The organism is Muricoccus nepalensis (genome assembly GCF_006438825.1).
Classification (GTDB): domain Bacteria; phylum Pseudomonadota; class Alphaproteobacteria; order Acetobacterales; family Acetobacteraceae; genus Roseomonas; species Roseomonas nepalensis.
This window is the reverse complement of sequence record NZ_RCZP01000002.1, coordinates 341,551-351,906: the sequence shown is the minus strand read 5'-3', so window position 1 is coordinate 351,906 and position 10,356 is coordinate 341,551. Positions and strand designations below refer to the sequence as shown.

At 76.1% G+C, this 10,356-nt stretch carries 10 protein-coding genes; 4 read left to right on the top strand and 6 right to left on the bottom strand.

Features of this window, described 5'->3' with window-relative positions:
• Window positions 1-28: 28 nt before the first annotated feature.
• Window positions 29-1,375 (bottom strand): outer membrane protein assembly factor BamB family protein, encoded by a 1,347-nt coding sequence (locus EAH89_RS03890; RefSeq protein ID WP_140881445.1) that lies wholly within the window; start codon window positions 1,373-1,375, stop codon window positions 29-31.
• Between the two features lie 27 nt (window positions 1,376-1,402).
• Window positions 1,403-2,056 (bottom strand): tetratricopeptide repeat protein, encoded by a 654-nt coding sequence (locus EAH89_RS03885; RefSeq protein ID WP_140881444.1) that lies wholly within the window; start codon window positions 2,054-2,056, stop codon window positions 1,403-1,405.
• Window positions 2,057-2,162: 106 nt separating this feature from the next.
• Between EAH89_RS03885 and EAH89_RS03880 the strand changes: the two genes are divergently transcribed.
• Window positions 2,163-2,531, top strand: a complete 369-nt coding sequence (locus EAH89_RS03880) for a hypothetical protein (protein ID WP_140881443.1) — start codon at window positions 2,163-2,165, stop codon at window positions 2,529-2,531.
• A gap of 125 nt (window positions 2,532-2,656) precedes the next feature.
• On the top strand, window positions 2,657-2,998 hold the full coding sequence (locus EAH89_RS03875; RefSeq protein ID WP_140881442.1) for a hypothetical protein: 342 nt from the start codon (window positions 2,657-2,659) through the stop codon (window positions 2,996-2,998).
• Window positions 2,999-3,025: 27 nt separating this feature from the next.
• On the opposite strand, the gene EAH89_RS03870 is transcribed toward EAH89_RS03875, so the two are convergent.
• Complete coding sequence (locus EAH89_RS03870) at window positions 3,026-4,357, bottom strand: dihydroorotase (RefSeq protein ID WP_140881441.1); 1,332 nt, start codon at window positions 4,355-4,357, stop codon at window positions 3,026-3,028.
• 143 nt (window positions 4,358-4,500) lie between these two features.
• On the opposite strand from EAH89_RS03870, the gene EAH89_RS03865 reads away from it, so the two are divergent.
• Window positions 4,501-5,559, top strand: a complete 1,059-nt coding sequence (locus EAH89_RS03865) for an AbrB family transcriptional regulator (RefSeq protein ID WP_241666847.1) — start codon at window positions 4,501-4,503, stop codon at window positions 5,557-5,559.
• A 6-nt stretch (window positions 5,560-5,565) separates the two neighbouring features.
• Here the strand turns inward: EAH89_RS03865 and EAH89_RS03860 are convergent, their stop codons facing one another.
• The gene (locus EAH89_RS03860; protein WP_140881439.1) at window positions 5,566-6,912 is read right to left on the bottom strand and encodes a hydrolase; all 1,347 of its coding nucleotides are present in this window, start codon (window positions 6,910-6,912) and stop codon (window positions 5,566-5,568) included.
• 335 nt (window positions 6,913-7,247) lie between these two features.
• Here EAH89_RS03860 and EAH89_RS03855 point away from each other — a divergent pair, with 335 nt between their 5' ends.
• Complete coding sequence (locus tag EAH89_RS03855) at window positions 7,248-8,477, top strand: O-antigen ligase family protein (protein WP_140881438.1); 1,230 nt, start codon at window positions 7,248-7,250, stop codon at window positions 8,475-8,477.
• Here the strand turns inward: EAH89_RS03855 and EAH89_RS03850 are convergent.
• Both EAH89_RS03850 and EAH89_RS03845 read right to left on the bottom strand, forming a co-directional pair.
• Window positions 8,446-9,567 (bottom strand): glycosyltransferase family 4 protein, encoded by a 1,122-nt coding sequence (locus EAH89_RS03850; RefSeq protein WP_140881437.1) that lies wholly within the window; start codon window positions 9,565-9,567, stop codon window positions 8,446-8,448. The genes EAH89_RS03855 and EAH89_RS03850 overlap by 32 nt on opposite strands.
• A complete protein-coding gene (locus tag EAH89_RS03845) occupies window positions 9,564-10,352 on the bottom strand; it encodes a glycosyltransferase family 2 protein (protein WP_140881436.1) in 789 nt (262 codons plus the stop codon). The genes EAH89_RS03850 and EAH89_RS03845 overlap by 4 nt, the downstream gene beginning before the upstream one ends.
• Window positions 10,353-10,356 lie beyond the last annotated feature (4 nt).

Genomic DNA, 10,356 nt, shown 5'->3' with positions numbered 1-10,356 from the left:
GCGGGTCACCGTCCCGGTGGCGGCGGGCTCAGGCCCCGCGGAGCGCCACCAGCGTGCCGTCGTCCGTCACGAGGTACACGGTCCCACCCGCCGCGACGGGCGCGAGGGTGGCCCCGCCCGGCAGCTTGATCCGGCCGGCGACCCCGCCCTCCGCCGGGTCCACCAGCAGGAGCTCGCCCAGCGAGGAGGGCACGAGGATCTGCCCGCCCGCGACGAGGATCGACCCGAAGGTCACGGGGTTGCGCCGCCGGTCGCGCGCGCTGCGCTCGTCGAGGGGGTTCACCCAGCGCACCCGCCCGTCCGTGCGGCCGATGGCGACGATCTGGTTCTCGGGCGTCACCACGAAGACCCAGTCCCCCGCGACCGCGGGCGAGTAGTTGCTGCCCACGTCCCGCTCCCACAGCCGCCGGCCGGAGCGGAGGTCGACCATGAGGGAGGTGCCGGCCTGGCCCGTCGCGAAGACGCGGCCGTCGGTGATCACGGGCAGGCCGCGCACGCCGGCGAGCTCCGCCATGCTGCCGCGCTGCCCGCCCGGGCCGGCCGAGAGGCTCTCGGTCCAGATGACGCGCCCATCCGAGGCACGGAGGGCGGCGAGCTCGCCCGAGGGCAGCCCGGCCACGACGCTCTCGCCCTCCACCGCCGGGGCGGGCAGGCCGAGGGGCACGGCCGAGACCACGGCGCCGCGGTAGGTCCAGAGCTTCCGCCCGTCCTCGGTCGAGAGGGCGACGAGCTGGTTCTCGACGGTCGGCACGAAGACCCGCCCGCCGGCGACGCTGGGCGCCCCCCGCGTCGGCGCGCCGACCGGGGCGCGCCAGCGCACCTCGCCCGTCCCGGGGTCGAGCGCCAGCACCTCCGCCATGCCGGTCGCGGCGTAGAGGGTGCCGTCCGCGAAGGCGAGGCCGGCGCCGACCGCGCCCACGTCGTCCTTCTCGGGCGTCGTCTCGCGGGTCCAGCGGCGAGCGCCGCCCGCGGCGTCGAAGGCGGAGACGGTGCCGAAGGCGTCGGCGGTGAAGACGGTGCCGTTCGCCACGATCGGCCCGGCCGTGATCCGGCGGCGGTAGGAGGAACCGGTCCCGATGCTCGCCCGCCAGGCCTCGCGCAGGCCCTCGCCCACCGCCACGTTGCCGGGGTCGTGCGAGAGCGTGCCGCCGGCCACCGGCCATTCCGCGCGCGCCGCCGGCGGCGGAAGCTGCACGGGGCGCCCGGCGGCGGCGGGGTCGATCGCCAGCTCGCGGTCCTGCTGCAGCACGGGCAGCCGCTCGCCCGGGATGGGCGTCTTCTTGTCGCCGAAGATGCCGTCGATCGTCTCGCAGCCCGAGAGCGCGAGGGCCGCGCCACCGAGCAGGAGGCCGCGGCGGGAGGGGATCGGCTTCATCGGCGTGGCGCTCTCAACGGGAGGACATCAGGCATGGGGGAGCTGGGCCGCGACCCGCGCCGCCCGGTCGCGCAGCGCCTGCGGTGCGGCGGGGTCGGCCGCCAGCGCCTCCAGGATGCGCCGCGCCTCGTCGTTCCGCCCCTGCCGGACGGCGACCAGCGCCTGCAGCTCGCGCGCCGAGGACCGCCAGGCGCTGCCCTCGGCCGCCAGCGGCGCGATGCGCGCGGCCAGCATCGCGGGGTCGGCGGAATCAAGCCCGTGCAGCACCCAGTTGAGGCTGGCGAGGTCCCGGTAGAGCGCGTCGGCCGCGCTGTCGCCGGCGATCCGGTCCCAGTCCGCGAGGGCGCCGGGGAGGTCGCCCGTCTCCGACTTCAGCGCGGCCGCGCGGAGCCGGGCGAGGACGCGGTAGCCCTCCGGCGCCTGGGCGGCGATGTCCTCGAAGCGCGCGGCGGCGGCCTTGAGGTCGGCCCCGGGCCGCTCCACCTCGCGGTGCACGACCAGGAACGCGTTCGCGGCCGCCTCCGACTCGCGCGTTTGGTACCAGCGCCAGCCCTGCCAGCCGCCGACCGCCACCAGCGCCAGCAGCGCCACCGCGGCGAGAATCCCGCCGTAGCGCAGGCCAAGCTGCCGCGCGCGCTCGGCGCGGAGGTCCTCGCGCACCTCGTCGAAGATATCGGGCAAGCGGGTTCCTTCCCCTGGTGCCGCCAAGGCCGCCCAGCAGGCGGCCGGGCGGGGGTATAGCGGGACCGTCACGGTGCGTTAAGCCCGGTCGGTGTCTGATGGCCGGATGCGCCCCCTCGCCCCCCGGTCCCGGTTCCTCCTGACCCTGCTGGGGGCGCTGCTGGCGCTGCCCGGCTGCGAGGCGGTGGTGCCGCTGGCCGCGGTGAACGGCGTGTCCCTGATGGTGACCGGCCGCGCCGTGCCGGACCTCGTCGTCTCGGGCCTCACGGGCCGGGACTGCTCGATCGCCTATCTCGACGCGCGGGAGCGCTACTGCCGCCCGGATCTCGAGGTCGTGGAGCAGCCGCGCTGCACCCGCAGCCTCGGCGCGGTCGATTGCTGGGTCGGGCCGGTGCCCGGCAACCCGCCCCCGCGCTCGGTCGGCGACGCCCGCCCCGCCGCTCCGGCCGAGCCCTGGCCCGAGCGCGTGCTGTGAGGAACACCCCGCAAGCGCTTGGATGAACAGGAGGGAAACACCATGTTATAGGACATCACGGCCGCCGCGCCGGGCCCGTTTCCTCCCGGCCCGCCTCCCCGTCGCCAGCAACCAGAGGACCACCCATGGCCCGATCCACGGCCGCGGCGCCCAAGCGCGCTCCCGCCCCCACGCGCGCGGCCTTCAACCGCCTCTCCGCCACCCTGCAGCGGGGCGCGAGCCCGGAGCGCATGGTGCGCGAGGTGGAATCCGTCGTGGACGACCTCCGCGCCGCCGGCGACGAGGAGGAGCTTCGCGCCTGGCTCGAGGAGCTTCACGAGGGCTTCCAGGAGAGCACCGAGGCCGCGATCGAGGCGATCGACGAGGTGGAGCCGACCGAGAAGGCCGCCCGCCGCCACGCCGAGAACGCCGCCAACGCCATGGCCGCGATCCGCGACGCCTTCGGGCGCCACCTCGGCCGCGCCTGAGGGGGTCGGGGGGCGTCCGCCCCCCCTTCAGGCCCGCGTGCCCTCGAACCGCACCGGGAGCCCGCCGGGCTCGCCCAGCACCTCGTCCTCCCGCATCACGGCCCGGCCGCGCAGCACGGTCATCACCGGCCAACCCTGGCAGCGGGTGCCCGCGAAGGGGCTCCAGCCGCAGGGCGAGACGAGCCACTCCGGCTCGATCACCCGGCTCTTCCCCATGTCCACCACGGTGAAGTCCGCGTCGTAGCCGGCCGCGATCCGGCCCTTCCCGATCGCGCCGTAGACCCGCGCCGGCCCCGCCGCCATGAGGTCCGCGAGCCGCGCGAGCGAGAGCCGCCCGGCCGAGACGTGGTCGAGCATCATCGGCACGATGGTCTGCACCCCCGTCAGCCCCGCCGCCGTCGCCGGCCAGGGGCGCTCCTTCGCTGCACGGGAATGCGGCGCGTGGTCGCTGCCCACCGTGTCGACCGTGCCGTTCGCGACCGCGGCCCAGGCGGCCTCGTAATGGCGCTTGTCCCGGATCGGCGGGTTCATCACGGCATAGCCGCCCAGCGCGTCGTAGGCGTCCGGCGCCCATTGCGTGAGGTGGTTCAGCAGCACCTCCACGGTGGCGACGTCCCGGAAGTCGCGGAGGTAGTCCAGCTCCTCGGCGGTGGAGACGTGCAGGATGTGCGCGGGGCGGTTCGTCTTGCGCGCCAGTGCCATCAGCCGCCGCGTGCCGAGGAAGGCGCATTCCACGTCGCGCCACTCCGCGTGCAGGCGGTGCGGCCCGCCCGCCTCGAACATCGGCTTCCTCGCCTGCAGCCGGTACTCGTCCTCGGAGTGGTAGGCGATGCGGCGCCCGCCGCCCCGCATCACGCGCTCCAGCGTCTCGTCGTCCTCGATCATCAGGTCGCCGGTGGAGGACCCCGCGAAGACCTTGATGGCGCAGACGTTCGGCTCGCGCTCCAGCGCGCCGAGCTCGCCGACATTGCTGCGCGCGCCGCCGACATACATCCCGACGTCGCACCAGGCCGTTTCCCGGATGTGCCCGCGCTTCCAGTCGAGCCTCTCGGCCGAGGTGATGGAGGGCTGGGTGTTCGGCATGTCGAAGACCGCCGTCAGCCCGCCCAGCACCGCGCCCTTGGTGCCGGTGGCGAGCGTCTCCACCGCGGGGTCGCCGGGGTCGCGGAGGTGGACATGCGGGTCGATCAGCCCGGGCAGGACGTGCAGGCCGGCGCAGTCGATCACCTCGGCCGCCTCGTCCGTGCGGAGGTCGCCGAGCGTCACGATCCGGCCCGCGCGCACCGCCACGTCCGTCGCCGCCTCGCCCCAGGGGAGCACGACGGTGCCGCCGCGCAGGATCAGATCGTAGCTCGCCATCTCGCCGCCCCATCGCCGAATTGCCAGGGCGGGGTGATAGCCCAGGGCCCCGCGGGGCGGGAGGGCGATTTCCCTCCCCCGCCGACCGGCCTATCATCGGCGGGGAGGCACCGCCCTCCGCCCCAACCGCCAAGGTGATGCTCATGCCGGCTCGATTGGCGCGGCTGCCGGCCGCTGCCCAGTGGGCCCTGCTGATCGGGCTGGCGCTCGTCCTCGACCTCGGGGGCGCCCTGCTCCGCCTGCCCGGCTCCTCCCTCCTCGGCGCCCTCGTCGCGGCCATCGCGCTGAGCTTGGCGGGCGTCACCATCCGCCTGCCGCGCCGCGTCTACGTCGCGGGCCAGGGCATGGTGGGGTGCCTCATCTCCACGACCATCACCGCCGCCATCCTGCACTCCTTCGTGGAGGACTGGCCCTACATCGCGGCCGCGGCCTTCGGCACGCTCCTCGTCAGCCTCCTGCTCGGCTGGCTGCTGAGCGTCTGGCGCGTGCTGCCGGGTACCACGGCCATCTGGGGGGCGGCGCCGGGCGGGGCCTCGGCCATGGTGGTGATGGCCGAGGCCTTCGGGGCGGACGTGCGGATGGTCGCGCTGATGCAGTACCTGCGGGTGGTCTGCGTCGTCGGCGTGGCCGTCGTCGTGGCGCACGCGCTGGCGACCGGCCCCGCGCCCGAGGCCGCGATCCGGGCCGCCGCGCCCTTCCGGCCGGGGGAGGTGGCGGCGGCGGTCGCGCTGGCGCTGGCCGGCGCCTGGGCCGGGCGGGCCTCGCGCGTCCCAGCCGGGCCCATGCTGCTGCCGCTCCTCGCCGGCGCCCTCCTGCAGTCCTCCGGCTTGGTGGCGCTGCAGGTGCCGGCCTGGCTCGCCGCCCTCGCCTTCGGGGCGATCGGCTTCCAGATCGGGCTCGGCTTCACGCGGGGGGTCCTCGCGCGGGCGGCCTCCGCCCTGCCGACGATCCTTCTCTCCATCGCCGTGCTCATCGCGCTCTGCGGGCTGATGTCGATCGCGCTCGCCCGCGCCCTCGGGCTCGACCCGCTGACGGCCTACCTCGCGATGAGCCCGGGCGGCATTGATTCCGTGGCCGCCATCGGCGCCGCGAGCGGGGCGGACATGTCCTTCGTCATGGCGCTTCAGACCGTGCGGATGCTCGTCGTGCTGCTGCTCGGCCCGCCGCTCGCCAAGGCCATCGCCCGGCGCTCGGCGGGCTGAGCGCCCTCACCAGGTCAGCTCGGCCACGCTGATCCGGTTCTCCGCCAGCGGCCAGGCGCGGGCCACGACCCGCTCCTCGTTGAAGACGCCGGCCACCGGGCGGCCGATCTCCGCGGCCGGCAGCCGCGCGATGGCAATCGCCCCGGCCGCGACCCCGCGCGGCAGCTCCGCGGGCTCGCGCCCGTCGAGCAGCACCACGTCGCGCGGGAGGCCGAAATAGCCGCGCGGGCGGTTGAAGCGCACCACCGCCCCCGCCTCCCGGTCCGCCACCGCGGGCGGGGCCGCCGGGCGCAGGTGCACCACGTCGGAGGAGCGCGGGAAGGGCGAGCGGTAGGAGTGCGTGACGGGATGCCCGGGCGCCGCGACGACGATCTCGAGGCTCCAGTCCGGCGCGACGGCCAGCGGGCCCCAGCGCCCGTCCTCCCCGGTGGTGCGGCGGTGGATGGCGTCCCCCATCCGCTCCCCGCTCGCGGCCGAGACGCGGAATACCTCCACCAAGGCCCCCGCCACGGGGCGGTTGGTCGGCACGCCGCCGGGGGTGCCGGTGACCCGCCCGTCCAGCACCGGCCGCGCCTCGGGCACGACCGAGAGGCGATCGGGCTCCCGCCCCGCGACGAAGCGAAACATCTCGCGGAAGGCGCGGGCGGAGTAGGCGGTCTCGCGGTGGTCCACCCCGGGCAGCACGAGGTTCGTCGCGCCCCGCAGCGCCGGGCTGTCGAAGTTAACGCCGGTGGCGACGCCCGGCTGACCTGCGTAGCGCCCGTCCGGCTGGGCGTAGAGGTCGTTCGAGTCCGACCGCAGCGTGAGGAAGGCCGTGCCCGGCACCACCTGGGACTCCCCGCCGTTCAGCGCCCGCAGCAGCGCCGAGCGCGCGTTGAACTCCCGCCCCGCGTTGCCCTCCCAGTTGTAGATCCCGCTGTTCGGCGTGCCGCAGGTGACGGCATGCGACACCTCCGCGCCCCCGTTGTGGAGCTGGACGTGGTTGCGGATCGGGTATCCCCCGCGCGAGTTGCCCACCAGCGCCACGCGCGCCGCCCCGGTCCGCCCCCGCAGCGCCGCCACCTCCGCCGCCAGTTCCCGCCAGGCGTCGTCGGAGGAGGAGCGCATCGGCTGGGCCACCGCGTCGTCGTCGCGCGCCAGCGGGTCGGTGAAGTCGAGCGCGCGCAGGCGGTCCCGCGGCCAGCCGTTGCTCTCGAAGCGCCAGAGGGTGGTCATCCAGAGCGCCGCGTGGTCGCCGTTGCCGTGCACGAAGAGGATGGGGGTCAGGGCGGCCTCCTGGGCGCGGGCGAGGCGGGGGATCAGGGGCGCGAGGGCCATGGCGCCGAGCAGGGCGCGCCGGGAGGCGTTCGTCATCCGCGTTTCCTCATTCTTAACCTTCCCGGCCCATTCTGGGCGGACGGAAGAACTGGAACAGGCGGGAAGGACCGGCGTTGCCGTCCACCGTCGCGCGGCGCCCGGCAGGCCAGCCCATGAGATCGGGCCGGCGGACCGGCGCGGAATACCTGGGGGGCGGGCCCCGGATGAGTGGGCCGGGCTGAACCCGCGGCGCCGCCGCTCCCCTGGCGGGGGGCGGCGCCACCGGCCCATTCGAGAACCCTTCCGGCGAGGGACGCCCGCCGCGGCTTGCACCACCCGGCGCCGCGTGATCCAACGCCGCCCATCGAGACGCCGGCAGGGGAATCCAAGCCATGACAGCCCGCGCCCCGGGCGGCGCGAGCCGGCCCATGGGCATCCTCCTGCTGCTCGTGCCCGCCATCGCCGTCGGGCAGTTCCGCGGCATCGCCCTCGCCGCCACGATCGGCTTCGTGGCGGCCATCGCCGCGCATTACCAGGCCCACCGCCGCCTTCCCTGGCCGGGCGGCCCCACCACCCTCCTCGCCCTGCTGCCCCCCCTCTGGTGCCTCGCGACCGCCGCCTGGGCCGAGGCGCCGGGGCGGGCGGCCACCACCGCGCTCAGCGTCGGCGGCTTCGTGCTGCTGGGCGCCGCCACCGCCCGCGCCCTGTCGGAGGAACCGCCGGCGCGGCTCGGGCGGATGATGCGGCTGCTGGCCTGGGGGCTCGCGCTCGGCATCCTCCTCGCCTTCCTCGACCAAGTGACGGGCAACGCGCTGCGCGCCGCCGTGCGGGGCATGCGGCAGGCGACGGAGACGCTCTACTTCGGCCTCAAGCCCGCGGGGTCGGTCATCGCGGTGCTCCTGCCGCTCGTGCCCTTGCTGCCGGTGCCGCGCGCGGCGAAGGCGGCGATGGTGATCGGCGGGCTCGTCACCCTGGCGCTGCTGCCCGCCTCCTCCGCCAAGATCGCGGCCCTGGTCGGGCTCCTGGCGCTGGCGGCGGCCTGGCGGCTCGGACCCTGGGTCGCGCGCGGGATCGGGATGGCTCTGGCGGCGGGCTTCGTCGCGGCGCCGCTCGTCTTCGGCGCGGCCCTGCCCCGCCTGCCCTCGCTGGAGACGATCCCGCCCTCCGCCGCGCACCGCATCCTCATCTGGGACTTCGCGCTGGCGCGCATCGCCGAGCGCCCGGTGCTCGGCTGGGGCGGCGAGGCCAGCCGCGCGGTGCCCGGCGGGCGCGACACCTTCGACCTCCCGACGCTCGACCGCTTCGGCCTCACCTCCCCCGCCTCGCGCTTCTGGTTCGCGCGGCCGGAGGCGCAGCGCCTGCCGCTGCACACCCACAACGCCATGCTGCAGGTCTGGCTGGAGCTGGGCGGGGTGGGCGCGGCCCTCGTCGCGCTTCTCATGCTCCGCCTGGGTTGGGCGGCGGGCGCCAGCGGGCCAGCCGGCGCGGGGGTGCTGGCGGCCGCGGTCACGGTGGGCATGCTCAGCTACGGCATCTGGCAGGAGTGGTGGATCGGCCTGCTGCTGATCGTCGGCGCCGTCTTCGCCGCGCTCAACCGCCTCCGGGCGGCGCGCCCCCGATGAGCGCGAGGTAGCGGGGCAGCGCCGAGTCCCAGCCGAGGTCGCGCCGCACGCGCCGCGCTGCTGCCTCGCCCAGCCGCCGGCGGAGGACCTCGTCGCCGAGCAGGCGCGCGAGGGCGGCGGCGACGTCGCCGGGGTCCGCCCCGTCGCAGAGAAGACCCGTCTCCCCGTCCCGCACCGCCTCCGCCGCGCCCCCGTCCCTCCCGGCGAGGGCGGGCAGCCCGTACCAGGCGGCCTCGAGGTAGACGAGCCCGTAGCCCTCGACCGAGGCGCCCTCGCGCCGGACCGGCATGGCGAAGAGGTCGGCCCCGGCGTAGAGCGCGGCCCGCGCCGCGTCGTCCACGCGCCCGAGGAAGACCACCCGCTCCGCGACGCCGAGCTCCCGCGCCAGCGCCTCCAGGCGGGCGCGGTCCTCTCCCCCGCCGGCGACGGCGTAGCGGAGACCGGGGTGGCGGGCGGCCAGCCCCGGCAGCGCGCGGATGACCTGATCGACCCCCTTCCGCGGCTCCAGCCGGGCCAGGGTCAGCAGCAGCGGCCCCTCCCCGCGCAGCCCCTCGACCCGGGCGCGCCCCTCCGGCGAGGGGTCCGGCTGCGGCGGGACAGGCAGGTGGACCACGACCGGTCGTGGCGCGGCCGGGGTCAGGTAGGGCTGGAGGAGCCCCGCGGTGAAGGCGGAGTTCGGCGCGATGGCCGTCGCCCCCTCCAGCGCCCGCTCGATCCGCCGCCGCTTCCGCGGGCTCGGGGAGGGCGGGAATTCCGAACCATGGGCCAGAACGAGCACCGGCACCGGGGCCCGCGGCAGCACCTCGAGGCTCTTCCAGCTATCGGCGATCACCGCCCGGACCGGCTGCCGCGCCAGGGCTCGCCGCGCCGCAAGGCCCTTGCGCCAGCGCCGCAGCGGCCGCGGCCCGCCGAAGCGGCGGAGCGACACCCCCGCCGGCCAGGACGGCTCGGCCAGGCCCCTCCCGCGGATGTGGTCGGCCAGCACCAGCACTCCCTCCCCGGCGCCGGCGAGCGCCCGCGCCAGCTCGCCCATCAGGGCCTCGATCCCCCCGGGGTCGGGCGGCAGGTTCTGGGTGAGGACGAGGATCAAGAGGGCGCGTCGGCCCGCCGCCCGCCGTGCTTCTCCGGCTCCAGCCGCGCCTTGAGGTGCGAGAGGAGCGGGAAGAGCCCCGTGCAGAAGGCCAGCAGCACGCCCCAGCCGCCCTCCCGCCAGCCGCCGCGGGAGACGAGGGACTTGAAGAAGCGGCTGACGAAGCGGCGGAGGTTGTCCGGCAGGGAGCCGATGTTCCCGGAATCGATGAGGTCCGCCGCCTTGGCGCTGGAGTAGCGGTCCAGCCGCCGCAGCATGTCGGAGATGTCGCGGTCGAGCGCGTGGTGGATGCCGTGGGCGGTGATCTTCGCCCCCTCCGTGCCCCGGAGGTCGATGCCGGGGTGCACCCGCTGCGCCCGCCACCGCTTGGCGCCGCGCCGGAACAGCACCGGCTTGGAAGTGGTGCCGAAGCTGCCGGCCCAGCCGCCCCGGATCAGCCGGTCGCCGACGTAGTTGTCGATCCGCACGCGGTGGAAGCCGTGCGCGGAGGTCTCGGCCACGCGCCGGATCTCGGCCCAGAGTTCCGGCGGCACGCGCTCGTCGGCGTCCACCTCGAGGATCCAGTCGCCGGTGCAGGCCTCGATGCCGGCGTTGCGGCGGTCGCCCTCCATCGCCCATTCGCCCTCGACCACGCGCTGCGCGCGGCCCCAGGCGATCGCCAGGCTGCCGTCCGTGCTGCGGTCGAGCACCACCACGATCTCGTCGGCGGGGGCGAGGGCATCGAGGCAGCCGGGCAGCCGCTCCGCCTCGTTGCGCGCCACCACGAGGGCGGAGATGCGGCTCATGCCG